Annotated in this window: 22 protein-coding genes, 1 riboswitch and 1 other annotated feature (1 of these 24 cut by a window edge); all 22 genes read right to left on the bottom strand. The window is 43.2% G+C overall.

Annotated features, from left to right (window positions below; translation table 11 throughout):
• Window positions 1–69 (bottom strand) — a binding site (T-box leader); it reaches 158 nt to the left of the window's first position.
• 62 nt (window positions 70–131) lie between these two features.
• Window positions 132–626 carry a septum site-determining protein DivIVA gene (gene divIVA, locus AC0OMA_RS08510; protein ID WP_003221468.1) on the bottom strand — a complete coding sequence of 165 codons (495 nt, stop codon included), beginning with the start codon at window positions 624–626 and terminating at the stop codon, window positions 132–134.
• A gap of 93 nt (window positions 627–719) precedes the next feature.
• Window positions 720–1,493, bottom strand: coding sequence for a YlmH family RNA-binding protein (locus AC0OMA_RS08505; protein ID WP_015383612.1), 774 nt, complete (start codon window positions 1,491–1,493; stop codon window positions 720–722).
• A 60-nt stretch (window positions 1,494–1,553) separates the two neighbouring features.
• A complete protein-coding gene (locus AC0OMA_RS08500; protein ID WP_003221463.1) occupies window positions 1,554–1,826 on the bottom strand; it encodes a YggT family protein in 273 nt (90 codons plus the stop codon).
• Window positions 1,827–1,832: 6 nt separating this feature from the next.
• Entirely contained in the window at window positions 1,833–2,288 is a 456-nt protein-coding gene (gene sepF, locus AC0OMA_RS08495; protein WP_014479735.1) for a cell division protein SepF, read from the bottom strand.
• Window positions 2,285–2,977 carry a YggS family pyridoxal phosphate-dependent enzyme gene (locus tag AC0OMA_RS08490; protein WP_014479734.1) on the bottom strand — a complete coding sequence of 231 codons (693 nt, stop codon included), beginning with the start codon at window positions 2,975–2,977 and terminating at the stop codon, window positions 2,285–2,287. The genes sepF and AC0OMA_RS08490 overlap by 4 nt, the downstream gene beginning before the upstream one ends.
• Window positions 2,978–2,983: 6 nt before the next feature.
• A complete protein-coding gene (pgeF, locus tag AC0OMA_RS08485; RefSeq protein ID WP_474222035.1) occupies window positions 2,984–3,820 on the bottom strand; it encodes a peptidoglycan editing factor PgeF in 837 nt (278 codons plus the stop codon).
• Between the two features lie 162 nt (window positions 3,821–3,982).
• Window positions 3,983–4,228 (bottom strand): YlmC/YmxH family sporulation protein, encoded by a 246-nt coding sequence (locus tag AC0OMA_RS08480; protein ID WP_003232153.1) that lies wholly within the window; start codon window positions 4,226–4,228, stop codon window positions 3,983–3,985.
• Window positions 4,229–4,310: 82 nt separating this feature from the next.
• A complete protein-coding gene (gene ylmB, locus AC0OMA_RS08475) occupies window positions 4,311–5,591 on the bottom strand; it encodes an N-formyl-4-amino-5-aminomethyl-2-methylpyrimidine deformylase (RefSeq protein WP_047183559.1) in 1,281 nt (426 codons plus the stop codon).
• A gap of 87 nt (window positions 5,592–5,678) precedes the next feature.
• Window positions 5,679–5,780: riboswitch (TPP riboswitch) on the bottom strand.
• A gap of 12 nt (window positions 5,781–5,792) precedes the next feature.
• Entirely contained in the window at window positions 5,793–6,587 is a 795-nt protein-coding gene (locus AC0OMA_RS08470) for an ABC transporter ATP-binding protein (protein WP_014479731.1), read from the bottom strand.
• A gap of 147 nt (window positions 6,588–6,734) precedes the next feature.
• Window positions 6,735–7,517 carry an RNA polymerase sporulation sigma factor SigG gene (gene sigG / locus AC0OMA_RS08465; RefSeq protein WP_009967190.1) on the bottom strand — a complete coding sequence of 261 codons (783 nt, stop codon included), beginning with the start codon at window positions 7,515–7,517 and terminating at the stop codon, window positions 6,735–6,737.
• A 139-nt stretch (window positions 7,518–7,656) separates the two neighbouring features.
• Window positions 7,657–8,376 (bottom strand): RNA polymerase sporulation sigma factor SigE, encoded by a 720-nt coding sequence (sigE, locus tag AC0OMA_RS08460; protein ID WP_003221446.1) that lies wholly within the window; start codon window positions 8,374–8,376, stop codon window positions 7,657–7,659.
• A 62-nt stretch (window positions 8,377–8,438) separates the two neighbouring features.
• A complete protein-coding gene (gene spoIIGA, locus AC0OMA_RS08455) occupies window positions 8,439–9,368 on the bottom strand; it encodes a sigma-E processing peptidase SpoIIGA (protein ID WP_014479729.1) in 930 nt (309 codons plus the stop codon).
• Window positions 9,369–9,562: 194 nt separating this feature from the next.
• Entirely contained in the window at window positions 9,563–13,864 is a 4,302-nt protein-coding gene (locus tag AC0OMA_RS08450; RefSeq protein WP_474222034.1) for a bacillopeptidase F, read from the bottom strand.
• A gap of 302 nt (window positions 13,865–14,166) precedes the next feature.
• Window positions 14,167–15,315: a cell division protein FtsZ gene (gene ftsZ / locus AC0OMA_RS08445; protein ID WP_003232167.1), complete on the bottom strand. Its 1,149-nt coding sequence runs from the start codon at window positions 15,313–15,315 to the stop codon at window positions 14,167–14,169.
• 35 nt (window positions 15,316–15,350) lie between these two features.
• Window positions 15,351–16,673 carry a cell division protein FtsA gene (gene ftsA, locus AC0OMA_RS08440; RefSeq protein WP_003232169.1) on the bottom strand — a complete coding sequence of 441 codons (1,323 nt, stop codon included), beginning with the start codon at window positions 16,671–16,673 and terminating at the stop codon, window positions 15,351–15,353.
• Window positions 16,674–16,846: 173 nt separating this feature from the next.
• Window positions 16,847–17,212: a small basic family protein gene (locus AC0OMA_RS08435; RefSeq protein WP_003238683.1), complete on the bottom strand. Its 366-nt coding sequence runs from the start codon at window positions 17,210–17,212 to the stop codon at window positions 16,847–16,849.
• 17 nt (window positions 17,213–17,229) lie between these two features.
• The gene (locus AC0OMA_RS08430) at window positions 17,230–17,937 is read right to left on the bottom strand and encodes a DUF881 domain-containing protein (protein WP_009967184.1); all 708 of its coding nucleotides are present in this window, start codon (window positions 17,935–17,937) and stop codon (window positions 17,230–17,232) included.
• Between the two features lie 22 nt (window positions 17,938–17,959).
• The gene (locus AC0OMA_RS08425) at window positions 17,960–18,655 is read right to left on the bottom strand and encodes a DUF881 domain-containing protein (RefSeq protein WP_015483203.1); all 696 of its coding nucleotides are present in this window, start codon (window positions 18,653–18,655) and stop codon (window positions 17,960–17,962) included.
• Window positions 18,652–19,443, bottom strand: coding sequence for a cell division protein DivIB (divIB, locus tag AC0OMA_RS08420; protein WP_003232178.1), 792 nt, complete (start codon window positions 19,441–19,443; stop codon window positions 18,652–18,654). The genes AC0OMA_RS08425 and divIB overlap by 4 nt, the downstream gene beginning before the upstream one ends.
• A gap of 129 nt (window positions 19,444–19,572) precedes the next feature.
• Entirely contained in the window at window positions 19,573–20,484 is a 912-nt protein-coding gene (murB, locus tag AC0OMA_RS08415; protein ID WP_003232182.1) for a UDP-N-acetylmuramate dehydrogenase, read from the bottom strand.
• 31 nt (window positions 20,485–20,515) lie between these two features.
• Window positions 20,516–21,607 (bottom strand): undecaprenyldiphospho-muramoylpentapeptide beta-N-acetylglucosaminyltransferase, encoded by a 1,092-nt coding sequence (gene murG, locus AC0OMA_RS08410; protein WP_015383602.1) that lies wholly within the window; start codon window positions 21,605–21,607, stop codon window positions 20,516–20,518.
• Window positions 21,608–21,727: 120 nt separating this feature from the next.
• A complete protein-coding gene (spoVE, locus tag AC0OMA_RS08405; RefSeq protein WP_003244810.1) occupies window positions 21,728–22,828 on the bottom strand; it encodes a stage V sporulation protein E in 1,101 nt (366 codons plus the stop codon).
• Window positions 22,829–22,852: the final 24 nt, after the last annotated feature.

The raw sequence follows: 22,852 nt of genomic DNA, 5'->3' as shown, positions 1-22,852 counted from the left end.
ACTCTCACCATCTCCGGGTCGCTATGAAGGCCTGAAGGAAACATGACTGTCCCTTTCAACCGTTTTTTCATCTGAATTTATGAACGTATTATATTCGACAAGCTAAGAAAATGTCAAGATAATCAGAGAATTTATTCCTTTTCCTCAAATACAGCGTCGACTTCATACTCAAGGAGATGATCCCAATCGTCATTTTTCAGAAGATCAAGCTGAGCTTCAATCAGCATTTGGAAACGTGTTCTGAACACTTTAGACTGTTTTTTCAGCTCTTCAATTTCCATTGCAATTTTTCTTGATTTTGATAACGATTCGTTGATAATGCGATCAGCGTTTTTCTCCGCTTCCCGAACAATCAGCTTTGCCTCTTTTTGAGAATTGCGTTTTACGTCTTCAGCCGCTTCTTGAGCAACTAAAATGGATTTATTCAATGTTTCCTCAATATTGGCAAAGTGTCCGATTCTTTCATCTAGCTCATTGACTTTCGCTTCAAGCTCAGTTTTCTTGCGGAGAACAATTTCGTAATCTTTTCTGACTTGGGCTAGGAATTCATTTACTTCATCTTCATCATATCCGCGAAAACTTTTTGTAAACGTCTTGTTGTGAATATCATTTGGCGTTAATGGCATGATGCCACCTCCATTTTTACATTTCAGTACGGTTATCTAGTTCACATTATAAAACAAATTTCGCACAGATGGAGAAAAAAACTGAAAAACCGACTATTTTTGTCGTTCAAACGTAACTCTCCATTTGTCTTTTTTGGTTTTCCCTTCGATTTTTGTTAAGCTGCACCGGCCAAAACCTCTGATTGACAGCATGTCCCCTTCCGCGACTATGTATGAAGGATCTTCAACCACCTTCCAGTTCACTTTCACGAGGCCGTTTTTCACAAGCGTCTGTGATTTCTGGCGGGATTGCCTGCTCATAGAGGCGCAGACGGCGTCAAGCCTTAAAGAAGAAACCGTGTCATCTCTTATTTCGACATCCACTGCTGGAATGTTAAGGTCTGACAAGTCGATTTTCTCTAGGCTGACCGCCGCTTTGCCTGCTTGGGTCAGCTGTGCAGCCACAAAATCAGCGGTATCGGCTGAGACAATCAATTGCACTGCTGTCTCAGAAAACACGATGTCACCGAATTTTTGCCGCTTTAATCCTATGCCCATTAATGCACCAAGCAGAGAACGATGATCTACTGAGACAAACTTGTCAGCATAACGGACGTTAAACGCCTGCAATTCAAAATCCGATTCTTCCGGAGTAATGTACTCTGGATACAGAATCGCCCGTTTTCGCTCCGCTCTGTCATAGCCGCCGGAAAAAGCAAGCCCGACATCAGCCTGTCCCGTAACAGCAGAGAGGATGACCTGCTCTCGGGGATCTAAAAAGTCGGTCAGCTTCATCCGGTACTGCTCCTGGACAATTCTTTTCCATTCGAGCGCTTGATCAATAAAGGCCCGCTCGTCTTTTCTGAAGTGCTGATATATATCGCTCATCGTCTTTCCCTTCTATGTAAAGAGGCTTGGCTGCTGCCAAGCCCCTATCAAACTGTCACATTAAAACGCAATCATGCGATAAAGTCCCCACAAGCCGGTTGTCGCAAACCGAAGCACAAGTATTGCTACGATTGGTGAAATATCCAGCATTGCAATCGGAGGGATGATTTTTCTGAATGGTTCGAGATATGGTTCACAAATCGAAGCCAAAAAACGCCCGACTGCTGTTTCCCTCGTACTCGGCACCCATGACATAAAAATATATATGATCAGGGCAAATGAGTATATTGTAATTAATAAGCTTAAAACCGAAAAAACTTGATAAAGGATCATCTCGCTTTACCACCTCTGATGTTCGTCTTCAGATATGAGCTCAGAAATTGTGCCTGATACATCTACGTTGTCAGGCGTGCAGAGGAAAATATCTGAGCCGATTCTTTGAATATCGCCGCCGATGGCATAAACGGTTCCGCTTAAAAAGTCAACAATCCGCTTCGCCTGGTCATGCTGTATCCGCTGAAGATTGACGACAACTGCCCGCCGGTTCTTCAAATGGTCGGCTATTTCCTGCGCCTCCGCATAAACGCGCGGCTCACTCAACACCACTTTAGAGGATTTCTGAACACTTTGCAAGCTCACTACATTCTGTTTGCCCGAAGGTTTATTCCCCGTATAAGCCGGCTTTTCTTTTTGCTCATGCTCCTCATGAGATTCCCGCTCTGTCTCAATATATTCATATTCGTATTCTTCATCTTCCATTGAGAAAAAGTTTTTCAGTTTATTTTTCATACTCATTGCTGTACACCCCCTGTTTCATTTCCGACTAACGATGAGCCGATTCTAATATAAGTAGCTCCTTCTTCAATTGCAATTTCAAAATCATTTGACATGCCCATCGACAGTTCAGTACACGGAGCGTTCGGCTGGTTCAGCTTCTGAACCTGGTCACGGAGTTCTCTCAGCGACCTGAAACAGCTTCTGATCTGATCTTGATCATCAGTCAGCGGAGCCATTGTCATCAGCCCGGCAACAAGGATATGTTCGAAACCGGAAAGCTCCTGTATGAATGGAATGACTTCTTCTTTTTTCATGCCGTGTTTAGAAGGCTCAAGAGAGGTATTGACCTGCACAAAGCATCGTACAGTACCTTCAGCCCGTTTTTCAATTTCTTTCGCTAACGAGAGCCGGTCTAGGGAATGGATATAGGAAACCGCATTGACGACAGATTTTGCTTTTCTTGATTGCAAACTACCGATAAAATGCCATTCCGGATTCCCTTTCATCAATTCCTGTTTGCGGAGCAGTTCCGCATCCCGATTCTCTCCGAGGCAGGTGATGCCAGCATCTACTGCCTCCTGTGCTCTTTCAGGCGATACATATTTAGTGACTGCAATAACCGTAACTTCATCGGAGCTGCGGCCCGATCTGTTACATGCTTCGTTTATTCGTTCGTTTATATGTCGTAAATTATCAACAACACGCAAGATCTTTTATGCCTCCTTCATTCCGATAAAGGACATCATCCGTCCAGTTTTCCCCTGATCGCGGCGGTGAGAATAGAAAAGAGACGGCTCGCTTTCCGTGCATAAACCGCTGACAGAAATTTTTTCACTTGCCAAACCGCTGTCCATCAGTATAAGACGGTTCAGCTCTTTCAGATCAAGCTGATATTGTGCCTTTGCCGTCTGATTAACGGCAAGGTCTGCTGAAACCGGCAATGCGCGGACAGCATCCATGACGCGGTCGTCTACCGTATAGCATGCACCGCTGATAGACGGGCCAATAACAGCGTAAATATCTAAGGGATTTGAACCTTCCTTCTCAGTCCATTGCTTCACCATTTCTCTGCCAATCTGTTTGACGGTGCCTTTCCACCCGGCATGGGCGACTCCGACAAGCGACTTAACCGGATCATAAAAGAAAAGAGGCACACAATCAGCAAAGCATAATGCTAAAAATACATTTTTTTCATTTGTATAGAGCCCGTCCGTTGCTTTTAGAGCCGTGTGATACTCACGGGCGCCTTTTCCCCTATCCCTCTGCGTCACTTTCTGAACGCGATTATCATGTGTCTGATCAGCGAATACCCAAGACTGCAAATCAGTATTAAACATATCGGCAATATATTCACGATTTTTAACTACATCTGCATCTTTGTCATGAACGTGCAATCCTGTATTTAACGATTCAAAAGGCTTTTGGCTGACACCGCCGTTTTTTGTCGTAAATCCGGCAATGACCTCTTTGTTGTTTTGATTCGTTTGAGCCCAGTCTTGTATCATGAGTGTCGAGGGTGTGGTAAGACTGAATGGGTGATATGTATTCATGATGATCCAACCTTTCGACAAACATTTAAAAAAGCGGAATTTCCCACTTATTTTACCACATCTTACTGCATTCGTTGAGCGCCGATTTGCATATTTCTAAATGAAATGTGCCGGAAGAATCGAGACTTCCGGCATTTGCCAATCTGCGGCAGACAAGCAGGTTTATGCATGTGGTTCACTTAATCGGACTAAGATTACATCTTCCCCGATTTTTACTATATTTCGCCATGGAATGACCAATTCCTCTTCTTTTCCAAAAAATCCGAGAACTTTCCCATTTCCTCCGAGTATGATCGCCTGAATTTTTCCAGTAGTCACATTGATATCAATATCCCCAATACTCCCCAGCTTTTTTCCGTTTGAGACATTGACGACATCCTTTACCTGAAATTCTGAAATGCTGATCATTCCATCACGTCCTTTTTCCGTCCTTTTGTTCAAGTATATGAACGGGCAGGCTGAACCTTGTCAGCAAGAAGAAATTTTCATGTCATTGTTCTTTTTTCCGGCTGCACCAGCTGATGATAAAATCGAGTATAATTTTTGTATACTCTACTAGCTGCTCAATCGATACCTTCTCGTTCACGGAGTGTGCATTGTGCAGATCTCCAGGACCGTATATTACGCATGGAATACCGGCATCATACAGCCACCCGCCATCTGTAACTGATTGAGAAACGTCAATAATTGGACACTCCCGTTTCACTTTCTCATGAGAGGCAGTTAACGCTAAGACGCCTGGGTGGCCAGGGTCAACTTCCAATGCCGGAAAAATTTCTCCTCTGTCTTCTATCATGGATGAGCCTCCCCACTTGAATACAGGGCGGTTTTCCCTAAGCCAAATATCACTGTCACTCAGCCGATTGACGTAATCTTCTATTTCCGCTGCCACTTGGTCATGGGTTTCATTCGGATAAAAATGGACTGTGATCCACAGCCGGCATTCGTCCGCTATAAAAGCCGCATGTCTGCCGCCTTCTATAACTGCCGGGTTAATCGTATTTGTGCCTGGTTTAAAACCGGGATAACTTTTCATAATGGACCAGTGGCGCTCAAGTTCACCGAGCCCCGCAATGATTTTTGCCATTTTTTCAATTGCGCTTGCTCCGAATGTTCCTCCGCCTGCGTGAATCATATTCCGTCTCGTTCCATCATGAAATGTTTGACTGCTTTTGATTTCGATCCAGCCTGTAATGACACCACCTTGGCCTTGAATATGCATATCGCTCGTATCCGCGACAATTGCAAAATCAGCGTGGTAGCCCCTCTTGCAGCATTCAAGTGTGCCGGCTTCTCCAACTTCCTCTCCAATAACCGATTGCAGAATCAGATCACCGGGAAGCTCAATGCCGGCTTCACGAATTAATTTGACAGCAAACAGCACACAAGCCATTCCGCCCTTCATATCGGAAGCGCCTCGCCCGATTAAGAGACCGTTTTTTTCAATTGGATGAAACGGATTGTGCTCCCATTCTTCATCCTCTTTTACCTCTGCCACATCTACATGACCATTGATAATCAGGCTATAATAATCTGCTGAATCTGTTCCCTTTAGCTTCCCTACAACATTGGGATCTCCAGGGTACACATCCCATTTGTCGATCGAGAATCCCAATTCATTTAAAAAACCCGCAATCCATGACTGAATGCCCTCTGTATTTCTTGCAGGCGGAGCGGGTGTTTGATAAGAAATCAGTGTTTTAGCAAGCTGAATAAGCTCCTCCTTTTGTTCTTCCACTTTTTTTTGCAAAGAGTCTATTTGTTGATCCAATGTAAATCCGCTCCTATTCTTTAAAATCAAAAAAGCCGTTTCAAATGTGATGAAACGGCTTAATAAAAACAAACGGAGTCCGATGTACTCCGCTTTTCACCGCTTCCCTCCGCTGGCATGATCCAGATCAGGTCAAAAGGGTTGAGACAAAGTCTCTCTCAGCTTCGCAAAGCACCCCTAGGATGAATCTATATATGTTTGTCAGGCATTCGTTATCGGCTCAGCTCTTGTTAAAAACGGCCGATCCTGATTCCATAATACATGGATTGGCGTATCAAAAAAAGCGGAAAGTACTTGATCAGTAAGCATTTCCTTTATTTCTCCGGATCCAAAGACCTCTCCCTGTTTTAATAAAAGGGCTTTATCAAAGACAGGCAAAATTTCTTCAGCATGATGAGTCACATAAAGGATAGATGGTGCATTTTCTTTGTTTGCAATGTATGTAATCGTATCTAACAACTTTTCCCGGGCAATAAAATCCAGCCCTGTGACTGGTTCATCCAGTATCAGCAACTCCGGATCGGCCATTAGTGCTCTAGCAATCAACGCTCTTTGTTTTTCCCCTTGAGAAAGGGTTTCATAGCGGCGATCGGCATATTCAATTGCTCCCAAGTCCTCTAACAAACCAATCGCTTTTTCCCTGGTTTCCTTACTTGGCGTTTCATATAACCCAATCGAAGCGTAAGCTCCGCTCAAAGCAATTTCAAAGGCTGAATCTGCCGGATACAATTTTTGCTGAAGAGCTGCTGAGACGAGGCCAATTTTACGTCTGAGCTTTTCCCCAAGCTCTGTTTTGCCAAATTCATGGCCAAGCACCTGCATCTCGCCTGATGTTGGAAAATAATATGAGCAAAGCATATTTAACAGCGCTGTCTTCCCGGCGCCATTTAGGCCGTAAAGCACCCAATTTTCCTTTTCTTCCACCTTCCAATGAATATCTCTCAGTATCCATTTCCCATTCCGTTTTAGTGAGACATTGTCAAGCTGCAAAATCATCGTGGTCCTCCTCTTTATTACCTTTTATAATTGTTTTAATTTTCATAAAACTTTGTACGAACTAGGATACCTTACTTTTTCCAAAACGTAAACCATCCGTAATCAATAGAAAAGCCTTTAAAACAACATCGTTTTAAAGGCTTTTCATTATTGATGAATATTTTTATTCATTTGTTTGATAGCCGCTTTTTCAAGTCTGGACACCTGCGCTTGAGAAATTCCGATTTCCTCGGCGACTTCCATTTGGGTTTTCCCTTGGAAGAACCGCTTTCTCAAAATCATTTTTTCCCTATCGTTCAGCCTTCTCATGCCCTCTTTTAAAGCCAGCTCTTCAATCCATTGTGAATCTGTATTGCGCTCATCACTGATTTGGTCCATCACATAGATCGGGTCTCCGCCGTCGTTATAGATCGGTTCAAATAGAGAAACCGGATCCTGGATGGCATCAAGCGCAAATACAATTTCCTCATGCGGTACTTCAAGAACTTTTGCGATGTCTTCTGCAGTCGGCTCCTTGCTTGTCTCACTGATTAACCGCTCTCTTACCTGAAGCGCCTTGTAAGCGATGTCCCGGAGTGATCTTGATACACGGATCGGGTTATTATCGCGTAAATACCTGCGGATCTCTCCGATAATCATAGGTACAGCGTATGTTGAAAACTTAACATTGTGGCTTAGGTCAAAATTATCAATGGATTTCATTAGTCCGATGCAGCCGACTTGAAATAAGTCATCAACATACTCCCCTCTGTTATTAAATCGTTGAATGACACTTAAGACAAGACGCAAGTTCCCGTTTACAAGCTTTTCTCTTGCTGAATCATCGCCTTCATCCTGCAGCTGCCTAAACAGCTTTCTCATCTCTTCATTCTTGAGTACTGGTAATTTGGAGGTATCCACCCCGCAGATTTCGACTTTATTTCTCGACACTTTTTTCCCTCCCTACAGGAGCTGCTGTACAACGTTAAGTATCTCCTTGGGTGGGAAAAATATGCACTGCACTCAGACCGAAAAACTGTCGAAATCAGGAAATCCCTGTAAAATCAAGGGGTTCTAACCATAAAATTTTTTACACCATTTTGTTGAACTCTTTTCTCAACCTTTTTATAATTCTTTTCTCAAGCCGCGAAATATAAGACTGAGAAATCCCCATCATATCCGCTACATCCTTTTGGGTTTTTTCTTCTTCACCGACAAGCCCAAACCGCAGCTCCATGATTTGCTTTTCTCTCTCATTAAGCTGTTCAAGCGCTTTTTTCAAAAGCTTTTTATCGACGTTAGCTTCTATGTCTTTAGTGATGATGTCATCGTCAGTGCCGAGCACATCAGAAAGCAAAAGCTCATTGCCGTCCCAATCAATATTAAGCGGTTCATCAAAGGAAACCTCTGAACGGATTTTGTTATTTCTTCTTAAATACATCAGGATTTCATTTTCTATACACCGGGAGGCATAGGTAGCAAGCTTGATTTTCTTTTCTGGATTGAATGTATTCACAGCTTTGATTAGACCGATGGTACCGATGCTGATTAAATCCTCTATATTAATTCCCGTATTTTCAAATTTACGGGCGATATATACGACCAGACGCAAATTGCGTTCAATTAGAATGGCGCGCGCCGCCTGATCGCCGTTTGGGAGCTTCATTAACAAAACCTGCTCCTCATCTTTAGATAATGGAGGCGGCAAGGCTTCACTCCCGCCTATGTAATAGACTTCATCACTTTTCAGCCCAAGTTTCATCAGCAGCTTATACCAGAGGTGCGTCAACCGTAATTTCAGTTTTTTCATCTTCCTCTCCCTTCTAAATGTCACGCCGTTTGAGTATGATAAGTAACGGACATTTGCGAACATTATGAAACGTGTTTGACAGCCTTGCCCGAAAGCATTTTCGGATGAATAATCGCGTCAAACTCTCCATCTGCCGACAGCTTTGTTGTGCTGATGCCGATTAAACATTTATCTGCAGAAATCATTTCTTCTTTTGTCATAATCGTTACGTGATCCGGTTTAACGCATAATAAAAATTGGTTTTGCTGACCAACTCCCCTGTATGGAATCAACCTCATTTTATCTAAAAAGCGAAAGGAATCATCGAGCTGTTCGATGGCTTCCAATGGGTCTGTGTTTCGAATGATCATCGTTTCGGCTGTTCCGAAAATCGGCTCCAGTTTATCAATGTAAATGATCATTACCGGCGTTTTTGTAAGAGGATCGTACAGCTGATTACCGGAATCAATCAGGCCTCTGACATGAAGTGTTTGGCTGCCCAAATCTGCCTGCACGCTGACTCGTTCCTCATATTGAATGTTTTTTGTTTCAATATCTTCAATTCTTCTTTTAGAAAAAAACCATAATGCTGGAAAGCCAGCAACAATAAACAACCAGCTGATCGGGTCTCCAAACCCTGTTTGATTGGTAATCATGACACCGTTTTGAACAATAGAATTTGACTGCAGCAAAGAATGGGCTCCGATAATTCCTCCCCCCATTAAAAAAGTGGCAAAATAAAAGGAAAACAAATTTTGAAAGAAAAACCGAAATCTTTTAAAGCCAAATGTCACCACCACAATCACAACTGAAAAAGCTAGCTTCCCAGCCGGATGTTCAACAATCGGCGAAAAAGGAGTAAACATCAAAAGGACAATACTGGAACCGATGAACGCTCCGCCTACCAGTCTTCTTTTTTTCACATGCCGTTTTAAAATAAATGCCGTGAGCAAAAGCAAAAGTGCATCAAAACAAAAGTTTAACAGCCAAATGACATCTAAATAGATTTTCACATCTGACTCCTTTCTTTCTTGCCTCACGCTGTTCCCCTTCTTGCTTCATAAGTATAAAGCAAGCTCTGTGGGAAAGTCTGTCAATTAATGTTGAGAGGAAAATACAATTTTTCAGGGAAATCTGCTTAATTTGTCGAGGAATTGTAATGAGAGGATATATAAAAAAGCTGCCAATGACGGCAGCTTTTTTCCACTTAATTTTCTGTGTTGATATTAAGTTTTCCATTCGCAGTTTTTCTTGTTTCATTTCCATAATCATCTCGTACGATCACTTCTACTTTTGCTCCTTTTGCTTTAATAGAAGAAGTGGCTGTCCAATAGCCTTCATATCTTCCCGGAGAAATTTCTCTTAACGGGAGTTCGGTGGCGTTTTGCACACTCGCTCTTGCATTTGTCAGCGGCATACGAATGATAAACGTTGCATCTAAATCCTCAGCGCTTGAGAAAGCGATTTTCACAGATTCACCGGCTTTTAAGTTTTTATCCTCTCCCGGAATTAGGCCGGAAATGATAGGCTTGTCAAAGTTGACATCAATGACAGCCTTTTTCGTCGTTTTGTTGCCTGCTAAGTCTGTAGCAATCACCTTGATTTCATTGCTTCCATTCTCCAAAAGAATACGGGCTGAGTATGAACCATCAGTTATTGTTGCTTTTTTGCCATTCACCTTGACGTCTTTCAGATTGTCATCGGATACAGCCCCTTTGACAGTCAGCGTTTCTTTATTTGTTTTCCCGCCATCCTTTGGAGCGTCCAGCGTTAATTCAGGCTTTTCTTGATCAAGCGTGACCGTGATTGGGCTGGAGGCATCCGTTGTTCCGTTGTCAGTTGATGCAGTTGCCGTCAGCTCATTTTCACCCTTGTTGAGTGTGATGCCTGCATGGAACGTGCCATCCGCAGCAGCTTTCGTTTCTCCTGCTTCTTTCTCTCCATTATAAATGTGTACCGTTGTACCAGGAGAAGCTTTTCCTTTTACAGTGACGCTATCCTTATTTGTGTATGATTTGTCTGTCGGTGAAGTAATCTCAGGTACAGCAGCTTCATAATTAACTAATGCGCGAATCATATAGTTGCCGTCTGCTTCGTCACCCGGCTCCCATTGTCCACCTATATACTGCCAGTTGCGGCCGGAATTTTTGCCGGTTTCATCCATTGCCAGTCCAGGTGAATACGGATCAGGTTTCGACTGGATATACACGAGATAAAAGTCTCTATCGACCATAATCCCTTTTGAACTGAGATCTACCTTAGTCCACTCGCCATTGCGAAGTGCTTCCGCGTTAAATGGCCCTGCAATTTTCTTGCCCGGTGCTCCGTCTTTTCCTGTAGCATCGTATACCTCAACCTTAAACTCTGTGCCGCCGGGATCAGGGAACTCTGTATCCCAGAATCTGAACAGCCCTCCTGTAAGCATGCCTTTGTCCTTGCCGTCAGCGAGCGTCATTTTGACCGCCCATCCGTTACCGGCAGCAAAATAGGAATTGGCATTCTCCGCCGTTCCGTCATCATATGCAATTTCACCCGGATAACCGACGAAAGGCTTCAGTACAGTTTCTTTTGTCACATCACCTTTTAACTCAACGGAAAATTCATCACTGTAATAACCCGGTGCAGCGACTTTAATCGTATAAGCGCCTTCATAGGCCTCCAGCGTATATTCACCTTTGTCGTTTGTCATAGCCGGTTCCACCGCAGCATCCTCTACAACATAAACGGAAGCGCCTTTTACCGGCTCTCCTGTCGTTTTATTGATGACCGTGCCTTTTAATGTGCCCTTCTTCATCTCTTCTAACGTAAAATTAGCTTGTGTCGTCTGATCCGTCTTTAAAGATACTTTTTGTGTTTTCGACTGATAACCATATGCTTCTGCCATAAGCGTATAGTCTCCCGCTTTGTGCTTCAGCGTGTACTGCCCTGTGGATTGATCTGAATATGTTGATTTTCCTGTTTCCACTACACTGACTTGTGCCCTGAGCGGCAAAACTTGAGGCTGCATATCTTTACTCTCCATTTTTACAGCTGTATTTAGAGATGGCTTAGCTTTTTTCGGATTCACTGGCTTTTTCTTTTGCTTTCCAGACGGCTTTTCGACGCCTAGCTTATTCTTTTTGACTGTTTTTCCGGCTGATTTGTCAGAAAGCACTACATCATCAATGTACCAGCCCTCTTTGTTAATACTTTCATCTGATTGAAGGTTAAACATCACTTGAATGTTTTGACCTTTATAAGCCGATAAATCAATTTCTTCGTCCGTCCAGCTTGATGTCTTTCCATTATAGACACCAGCCTGCTCCCAATTCTTTTCACCCTCAGGCAAAACAAAAACGTAGCCGTAATCAAAATCATCCTCTAAATTGTGCCAGCTTTTAAATTGAAGGAACAGACTTCCTGAATCAGGTACTTTAACAGGAGGCATAACAAGGTTCATGTTTGCTGAGTTGGCATAATTTCCTGTCAAATTCGTTCCATATACTTTTTCTCCGGATGCTGCTGTATTTGGGCCAGTTGACGGAACTCCCCATTCCCAGTTATTATTTGTTCCGCTCGCAACCCAGCCGCCGGGTGCAGTTTCAAAGTCCTGCTTATATCCCACCGTGATGCTTGGTTTCACTGTTACATCGTATACGTCAGACGAAACGACATGACCGCCAAAATCGTGAATCATCCACTTATAGCTTAGTTTAGTTCCTTTTATGTCTGGGATCTCTGCCTGATACGTTCCTTTTAGATGATCACCGCTGATTCGTTTAGCCGTTATTTCTGTCCATTCACCTTGATCAAGCTTGTAGGACAGCTTTACAGATGTCACACTCACATTGTCTTCAGCTGTCAAAGTCAATGGCAGGCTGCCACCTTCATAAGCTTCAGTTACTTTCTCATGCTGATAGACAGGAGGCTCTTGGTCATCCCCCTCTACAGAAACTTGTCCTTCCGCTTTCCCTAAACCATCTGTAACAGCGGATACAGCATCAAAAGCATTCACCAGACCATGGCCATATCCGTTATTCGGTGAATCAGGAAATGTTGAATCCGTGAGCGGTTCAGCCGTGCTGGTTAATATATCCTCCATCTCATCAACAGAAAGTGAGGCATTCGCCTGTTTCAGCAGTGCAGCAACAGCGGATACATGCGGCCCTGCCATTGATGTGCCGTCCCATCCATCCTCATATGTCTGACCGGGAACGGATGAACGAATATTAACGCCCGGTGCAGATATTTCCGGCTTTATTTCATCGTATGGAGATGGCCCTTGAAGAGAAAAGTCAGCGAGCTTTTTATTGATATCAGTCGCTCCAGTTGCAAACGATTCCGGATAGTTTGCCGGATTTGCGATAGAACCAGGCCCGCCGGGAATAAAGAGATCCGTATTCCCCGCTGAAAACTCAGGGAAAATATCGGCCGCACGCCAGGCATTGACCATGTCTCTGTACCATTCATCAAGTCCAGAGCCCCCTCCCCATGAGTTATTGACAACATCAGGAGCCATTTCCGGGTGGGGATTTCCTTCCGCGTCCTTTGGTGCTAAAACCCATTCACCAGCTTCCAAAATGTCAGCATCAGTGCCGCCATCTTCAGAGAACGCTTTAACAGCAATCCATTTTGCGCCAGGCGCTACACCGATTTGATTTGTTCCATCAGGTTCAGAGCCCACCATCGTGCCTGTCACATGGGTTCCATGAGCCAAATCATCATAAGGACTTGCCTCGCCTGCTACGGCATCATACCAGTTCATTTCATTTTCAGGCTCATTAGGATTTTCCGGATTATATCCGCGATATTTCTCTTTTAATGCCGGATGATTCCATTCCACACCTGTATCAATGGACGCAACAACCGTGCCAGTTCCATCATATCCAAGTGCCCAAGCTTTTGGGGCATCGATTTGGTCTACATTCCATTCCACACCGTCAGTTGCTTTAACAGCTTTCTGTGCTTTTTTCATATTAAATGGGGAGGATGACTTAAAAAGCTGCCGTTTCTCATTAGGAAGCACCTTTTCCACTTCGGGAAACTGCGCCACTTTTTCCATAACCTCTTTTGAGGCATGAACAGCAATCCCGTTCACCACATAATAAGAATGAATTTGGTCTGCATTTCCTTTATCTTTCTGGGTGTTCAAGTATTTTAGGACATCTTGCTGGGATTCATCGGCTGTGACTTTTAAAGATGACACAACAGCAGAACGCTTTTGATATTCCGTCTTAGCGGCAGACAGCTTCTTCGATTTCGCTTTTTTAACAGCCGCTTTTGCCGCTTTTTCTGTGTTAGCCTGATCTTTAAATTTAATCAGAAAAGTCGTTTTTTCTTTCTTTTTAAAGCTTTTCTTTAATGAATTCGAAATCTTGTTTTGAATGGATTCCGCAGATTGAAGCTCCTTTTTAACAGAAGGTGAGGTGACTTTACTGCTTGCCCCGGCTGCTCCCGGAAACAGCAGTGAACTGATGACAACTGTACTTAAAACAGAGCTGATGAGTCTGTTTTTCGTTTTTTTCTTCATTTTCATCCCCCTTTTTCAACATGCTTTTTAAAAAAAGTGTCGTCCCTCCTTTTAATAATGAATGGTTTGTCAGAACATCGCTGTATATTAACTGTAGACAATCTGAATTACAGATATTGTCGTTTCATGTCATTCAATTTCCATATATATGAAAATGATAAAAATGTCACAAAAATAAATAGGTCTAATTATCTGTTTTGTTACTAAGCGAAGGAAGCAATAGGGAAAAAGACTTTATAAGAAGGAAAGTGTGAAGAGAAAAACAAAAAAGGACAAAATCGAAAACGATTTTGTCCTTTACATTAGCCGCGTTTATTACGGTTTCTTAAGAATGTCGGGATGTCAAGCGTATCATCAGCCGGCTGTGAAGTATGACGGCTTACTGTGTTCTGCTGCTGAGGCTCCTCACGTTTTGGCTCACGCTTCGGAACACTTTGATTGTGTGTTTTGATGCTTTGATTTAAGCTTGGACGCTGAGGCTTCGTCACGTCCTTCTCTTGTTCGATAAAGCCGGTTGCAATCACTGTCACCACAATCTCATCTTTTAGATTTTCATTAATAACAGAACCGAAAATCATGTTTACGTCTTGATCAGATGCCGAAGCGACAATGTCTGCTGCTTCCTGAACCTCATATAGGCTGAGGTTTGTTCCTCCAGTGATGTTCATGAGGACGCCTTGCGCACCGTCAATGGCCGCTTCAAGAAGCGGGCTGGAAATTGCTTTCTTTGCTGCCTCTGCCGCGCGATTTTCCCCAGTAGCAATACCGATACCCATCAAAGCAGATCCTTTGTTTGACATGATTGTTTTCACATCAGCAAAGTCAAGGTTGATAAGACCAGGTGTAGCAATCAAGTCAGAAATACCTTGAACCCCTTGGCGAAGTACGTTATCCGCTTCACGGAATGCTTCAAGCATCGGTGTGTTTTTATCAACAATTTCAAGGATACGGTCGTTCGGGATCACGATCAGTGTATCCACCGCTTCTTTCATTGCCGAGATTCCGCCTGCAGCCTGAAGCTGTCTTTTGCGTCCTTCGAAGGTAAACGGTCTTGTCACAACGCCGACTGTTAATGCGCCTAAGTCTTTCGCGATTTGTGCGATAACCGGTGCGGCACCTGTTCCTGTTCCGCCGCCCATACCAGCTGTCACGAATACCATGTCAGCGCCTTTAAGTGCTTCTTCAATCTGCTCTTTGCTTTCTTCAGCGGCTTTTTTCCCGACTTCCGGATTCGCACCTGCTCCCAATCCTCTAGTCAGCTTTGCGCCGATTTGCATTTTCACTTCTGCTTTTGACAGGTTAAGAGCTTGAGCGTCCGTGTTTACCGCGATATACTCTACTCCTTGCACTTCATTTTCAATCATTCGGTTAACGGCGTTGTTACCGCCGCCTCCTACTCCGATTACTTTAATTGATGCTAAGCCGTCTATGTTTGTTTCGAACTCCAACATGCTAAATCCTCCTAATCTGCCGAATGACTATCTATCTATTCCCAAAACATGCTTAATAGTTTTTTCATTTTGCTCTGTTTATTATGTTCGGCTTGTGTTTTTTGTTTTCCTTTTGGCCGCTGCTGCACCTCATTTTGGTGATGATGCTGCTCTTGTTCCTCAGATGATGAGACTGCGATTTCCTGTATCGCTTCTTCAGGCATCTTAAAGCCTATTTTTCTGCCTTGGATTCTTGCATTCCGGCAGGCGAATTGGATCAGGCCCACTCCCGTCATATATTGAGGATCTCTTACACCGATATAATTCGGGCTTGCCACTCTGACATTGTTTTGCAGCACATCCTGTGCCAAAGACATGACACCCGGCATAGCTGCTTGTCCTCCTGTCAGCACGAAGCCTCCCGGCAGATCGGTAATTCCCATACTGCGAAGCTCTTCTGAAACAATTTCAAGAATTTCTTCTACTCTCGCTTCAATGATATTCGCTGCTTCTTGCTGTGTAAATGTTTGTTTTTGATTGGTGCCTATAACGGTTACCTCAAATATTTCATCTTCCGAGGCTTCGTCATAGTAGGCATGTCCAAATTGCTTTTTCACGCGTTCTGCTTCTTCTGTTGACGTTCTCAATCCGATGGAGATATCTTTGGTGATATTTTCGCCTCCGAGAGGAATGACACGGGTAGAAGTGAGATGTCCGTTCTGGAATACGGCAATGGTTGTTGACCCTCCCCCTATATCAATGAGAGCCACACCAAGGTTTTTCTCGTCCTTTGATAATGCAGCAGAACCGGCTGCCAGCGGCTGAAGGCAAATATCAGTTATTTCAATACCAGCTCTTTCAACGCAGCGGAGTAAGTTATGTAAGATTGTTTTTGAACCGGTGATCAAGGTGCCCTCTACTTCTAAACGCACACCCAGCATTTTTTTCGGGTCGGTGATTTCATCTCTTCCATCTACGATAAACTGTTTAGGAATGACGTCGACAATCAGCTGTTCGTGCGGTACTGAAACAACCTGTGCCGCCTCCATGACACGGCGTACATCTTCAACCTGAATTTCTTTATTTTCACTGGAAACTGCTACAACACCGTTTGTATCTTGAATATTGATATAATTTCCATTAACGCCGACAATAGCTTTTCTAAGCGGAAAACCTACCATTCTTTCAGCTTGGTCAAACGCTTTTCTTATAGAATGAACGGTCTCATCTATATCAACGATTGAGCCTTTTTTCAACCCTTCAGACGGTACATTTCCCACACCGATAATATTAAGGGAATCATCTGTCATTTCTCCGACGATCACTTTTGTATTGGACGTACCGATGTCAAGACTGACGTAAAGTTCATTGTTGTTCATTCTATGGCACCTCCTCACATTTCGATCATTTCTATTCTATTATTTGCGGAACAACAATACAATGAATGTGGCTTTACAAGTGTGTAACAAAAAATAACAACAGAATATTTTTATGTGCTTTTCACATTTTATGTTTATTGAAAATATTCGTTATATCCTATGTATATCCTCTTTTATATCACATTTTTTTTATTTTTTTTAGAAAGAGTCCACTTTGTTAGTAGATTTCTTCTGATAACGGCTATATTCTGAAATAATCTGACTCCAAATGCGAATATACCTGCTAAATACAAGTCTACACCAAGATGGACTCCCAGAAAAGCTAAACTTATTGCCAATATAATATTAAAAAAGAAACCGGAAACAAATACCATTTCATCATATGTACCTTGTAAATGCGCCCTGATTCCGCCGATTAATGTATCAAGTGCGGCAAGCACCGCAAGCGATAAATAGTTTGAGTATTCACTCGGTATCGTTAAGTTTGTCATTAGTCCAATCGCTATTCCGAGCACCAGTCCCAACACGGGCAGCCACATGACAATTCTCCTCCTTTTCAGTCTTTAAGCAGTTTCAGCTGTTGTACGTCCAGTGGTCTGTCATATGCTTTTAATGTTAGTTTGCTTTCAGATTTACCGGCTTTTAATGCTAAATTTTCAGATGCAAAAAGATCCTCGAGGCCTGACCCCTTCACTCTGCTGTGTAACATGTCCGGATCTTTGGCAAGCACTTTTACTGTTAAAGGATAATCGTCAAGGGCGTATCCGTCTATTTTTGTAGTGCCGTTTATATCTCTGATGACTGTATGATTCACAACTCTTCGCTCGTTAATCGAGATATGCTCTGCACCGTAGGAGTTGAGTTCATTAATCAGCTTTTTCAGCAAATCCGGAGGCGGATTTTCGATCGGCTCTCCTGTTAAGCTTTCAGAAAAAAGCGGGGAAATCGTAATGACAATTCCGCTACCTGTTATATCGGTCATGCCGGCTGTTTTTTTTAAGGATTGCAAGGTATTATTTAGCGCGGTTTCTTTTGTCATTTCTTTCGTTTGCGAATAGCTATTCAGCAGTTTGTCATATTTGTTTATTTCAGCCAGCAGCTTTTCCTGCTTCTTCTGCTCTGATGTCAGCTCTTCCCTAATATCCCACATATCTCTTGTATCCCGGACTTTGGGGTGCTTTAACGAATTAAACTGAACAGATATCATCAGGCCGAAGATGACCATAAGCACACTGATGCTTATGAAGGAACGCTTTATTTTCAATCTATTTCACCCGCTTTTTCAGTCATTCCTTCGTTTTCAGAATCGGTTTCATTTGTACGTTTTTCTCTTTTTCTGCCGACACAGAAATATGATCCATTGACAGCTGATCAATTAGGCCTCCTGCGATATTTAACGATGGTAGCAGGACATCTGGATCTCCAATAGCGGATACCGTAAACGGAGCGGGATGCTGCACCCCGTCTACTGTTACCACAGGACCATTGCATTTGATATACGAATCATGCGTCAAACGCTGTCCATTAACGGCGACAGCTGCCGCTCCTGAGATATACAGTTCGTTTACTACTTGGAAGATATGGCTTTCGTGAACGATGTAACTATTCACATTCTCCCCTTCCGGTATGTATGACGCATCTTCCAATGTCACCTCAACGCCTTCTCCCTGCACACCGACTTCCCCAATATACATCCTGTATTTTTCTGTATCTTCGAGGACATTATAGTATTCCGACTTCTCTTTCTTCAGCTTATTTTCCGCCTGGCGGACTTTGTTTTGCTTTTGATATAATTCTTTTTCAAGCTTCTTATTTTCTTTCTCTTGTTTCAGAAGTTCATCTCTCAGCGCATATTCTTTTTTCCACTCTTCCGTCTCAGCCGCGCTTTTGTTGTTTTCTTTTGTCATTTGAAAAGAAAATGAAATCAAAAAGCCTGCGATAAGCATAATCAAGGAAAGAAGGACTGCTGATTTGCCCCTCAATTTTCATCTTCCTTTTTAGCAGCTTTATCGTTTTTCCCAAACTCTTCAAAATAGGTGGCAACTTCTAAATGAATGATTCCTTTTTTATTGCTGCTTAGCTGAGAAATGATAGAAGGATACGTCTTCATTCGGTCTGCAAACGTTTTAATAGATGCAGTGACAACATAACCGTCGTTCATGTACAACTTAATACGGTTTTCATCCATTTTTACAGGCGTATAATAAATCTCTGAAATCGACTGTTTTAACGAATTTGACAACGCATCGAGCTGCTTAGCCATTTGAGACCGCTTCTTCGCGTTTGTCCAATTCACTAAAATCGGTCCGGCATCATCCGGCGTTACTTCGTTTGGCAGAACTGAGCCGTTTTCAAGCACTTCATAGTACACATCGTCTTTTTCTAAATAAGCAATCGCTTTATATTCTTCGATTGCAATGTTGATTTTATTAGGAAGCGATTTGCTGATCTCCGCTTTTTTCACTAATTTATTTTGCTGAATCTTCTTTTCTGTTTTTTGCTTGTCCAAACTCCAAAACTCAGTATCTCCGCTGTTAATATCGGAAAGGTCGATAATTTCCTTTTTTGATACATTTTCATTCCCTGTAACAGAGATTGTTGATACTTTACTGATTGGTGTTTGCAGGTACACAATGATCAGCACCATAATAAAAAAGAGCATAATAAATGAAATGAGACGGCGGTTTGCCTTTTGTTTCCTCTGCTCTTTAATTTTAGGGATCCGCTCTTCAATGTTAACGATTTTTTCTCGGTCTTGACCCGGGTTCATTGCCTGTTCACCTCATTCAAATGAAACAGCTGTTAAAAGTCTGTCTATTCCAAAACAAACGGCATACTATGATGCCGTTTGTCGTTTGCTTACAGTATATCATATGAACAGCTTCAGTCAGAACTTGAATCAGCGATTTCCGCCGATGATTTCAACCTCTGTGTGCATATCAATCTCGTATTTTTCACGGATTGTCTTTTTCACATGGTCAATGAGATCAAGCACATCTTTTGCTGATGCTCCCCCCGCATTGACGATGAAGTTTCCGTGCATCTCCGATATCTTTGCACCGCCGATTTGATATCCTTTCAAGCCTGCTTTTTCTACAAGGTTCCCGGCATGATTCGGAAGCGGATTTCTGAATATGCTTCCCGCACAAGGGCTTGAATACGGCTGTGTATTTTTTCTATAGTCTTTATTGCTTTGCATTTGCTGAACGATTGATTCCTTATCCTTCTGCTCCAGCTGCAAAACAGCTTCAAGGCAAACGCCCGGGCGTTTCTTTTGCAGTACAGATGTCCTGTAGCTGAAATCCATCTGCTCATTTGTCAGCCACTCAATCGTTCCGTCTTCAAATAAAATATGGGCTTTGACGAGGATCTCGCTCATATCAGAACCGTGAGCGCCGGCATTCATATAAACCGCTCCGCCGACTGATCCTGGAATGCCGGCAGCAAATTCCAAACCGGACAGGCCTTTTTTGCTCAATGATGTAGCAAGGCGGACCACTGAATAACCGCCTCCGACTGTTACTTGCTCCCCTTCAAGCTCCAAGTGGTCAAGACCCGCACCCAGCTTGATTACTACGCCTCTAATTCCTTCATCTAAAACAAGAAGATTTGATCCGCGACCGATGACTGTCCACTTCACATCATATTTTTTAATCACGTCCATGATGTCTTTAACAGCATCTACACTGCTTGGAATGACCAATACATCCGCAGGTCCGCCGATTTTCATCGTTGTATGATTCGCGAGCGGTTCATTTGCAAGAACCTTGCCGACTTCGCGTTCTTTTAATTCCTGTATCACTTTCTCCATCGTAAACCTCCGCATTCCATTTGCTTTTCTATTATTTTTTTAATTCCTCGAGTACGCTGTATAAACGGGCAGCCGCGTCAGGAACACCGAGTGACTTTGTTCGTTCGCTCATTTCCTTTAACGTTTGCTCATTCAGTACAATCCGGTCTAGCGCTTCAATCAGCTTCTCCCCGCTGAGCTCTGTTTCTTTCAGTACAATCGCCGCATCATGCTGGCCGAGAGATCTCGCATTGACCTCCTGGTGATTCGCTGTCACATATGGACTCGGGATCAGAACACTTGGGATTCCGAGAGCAGTAATTTCGGCAATCGTTGTCGCACCGGCTCTGGCCACAATGACATCAATGGCCTTTAAATACTCAGGCATTTGATGAAGAAACGGTTTTGTGACCATATTATCAGCGGCACCCTTGCTTTTCAGCTCATTCATTACTTTTTCATAGTGAACTTCACCGGTGATATACAGCACTTGATAGTCTCTTGTTTTCAGCGCATCCTGCATGTCAATGACAGCGCGGTTAATCGGTGCAGCGCCTCGGCTTCCCCCGAAAATTAAGACTGTTTTTTTGTCTTCAGAAAGCCCAAATTCAGCCATTGATCGTCCCGTCTTTATTGAGACGACTTCAGAGGCTCTCGGGTTTCCCGTAAATACAACTTTCTCGCTAGGAAAATGTGATTTCGCTTCTTCAAAACAAATCGCTACTTTATTAACATATTTTGAAAGAAACTTATTCGTGATGCCCGGCAGGCTGTTTTGTTCATGGACAATAGTCGGAATTCCCATTTTCGCAGCGGCATAGACAACCGGCCCGCATACATAACCGCCCGTTCCAATTACGGCATCGGGCTTAAATTCCGCTAAATACGATTTACTCTTTTTGACGCCCTTCAGAAAACGCATCACAGTCTTGACATTTTCAAATGACAATTTTCTTTTAAATCCTGTAATTTCAATTGAACGAAACGGTATATTCTCCCGCTCAACAATTTTTTTCTCCAGCCCGTTTTCTGTTCCGATATATAAAAATTCCACATTAGGATGACGTCTTTGCACTTCTTTAATAAAAGCAAGCGCAGGATAAATATGTCCCCCTGTACCGCCTCCGCTTATTGCAATTCGCATTTCTTTTCCCCCAGTCTAAGTTTCTCTATAACATAACGATAACCCTGTTTTGTTGGACAGGGTTATCGCATCAATTGTTTCCAAGCTTCATGTTAGACAGGAAGCATGGACATACATTCGTTAATACCTCGAGTAGCGGCTTACATTCAGCAGCACACCAACTGCCATCAGCATTAGAGTCAATGAAGAGCCTCCGTAGCTCAAAAACGGGAGCGTGATGCCTGTTACAGGAATCAGGCCCGTGACTACGCCGATATTTATCATGACTTGAATGGCAATCATTGAAATAATGCCGACTGCGACAAAGCTTCCGTACAGATCAGGCGCACCAAGCGCAATTCTGATTCCTCTCCACAGCAGGACGCTGAAGAGGAGCAAAATAAGTGTTCCCCCGATAAAGCCCAGCTCCTCTGACAAGATGGCGAAAATAAAGTCTGTTTGCGGCTCAGGCAGATAAAAGAACTTCTGTCTGCTTTGTCCGAGCCCCATTCCGAACAACCCGCCGGGCCCCACTGCATAAAGCGATTGAATGATCTGAAATCCGCTTCCGAGCGGATCTTCCCATGGATTTAAGTATGAGGTAATCCGTTTAATTCGATATGGAGCCGATAGTACGAGCCCGACAAATCCGCTGAGGCCGATCAGCCCGAGAAAGACGAAATGGGCGATCCGCGCGCCGGCTACAAAAATCATGACAATACAAGTTCCGACCATTACTGTCCCCGTTCCGAGGTCAGGCTGGCACATGATAATCAAAAATGCTGAAAACACGATGCCAAGTGCGGGGACGAACCCCCGTCTGAACGATGTGATGTTTTTTTGTTTTTCAGAGAGAAATTTAGCAAGGAATGCAATCATCGCAAGCTTCATAAACTCTGAAGGCTGTATGCTGAATGCTCCGACTCCGATCCAGCTTCTTGAACCGTTCCGCACCATTCCGACGCCCGGTATCAAAACAAGCACCAGAAGGAAAAAGCAGATAACCATCAGCAATTTGGACCATGTCCTCCAAGTCCAATAATCGACATTCATGATAAAAAACATAGCAATGACGCCGATTCCCGCAAACAAAAGCTGCCGTTTCGCGAAAAAGAATGAGTCGTCAAATTTATAATCCGCCCATACCGCACTCGCACTGTACACCATAATTAATCCGATTGTTAATAATAATAACGTAATGATGACCAATAACAAATCAGGCGATGTTTTTTTAGTAGTCAAAGCAATCGACACCCCAAGCTTAAA

It is taken from the genome of Bacillus sp. AMCV2 (assembly GCF_056033925.1).
This window is presented reverse-complemented; position numbering and strand designations above follow the sequence as displayed.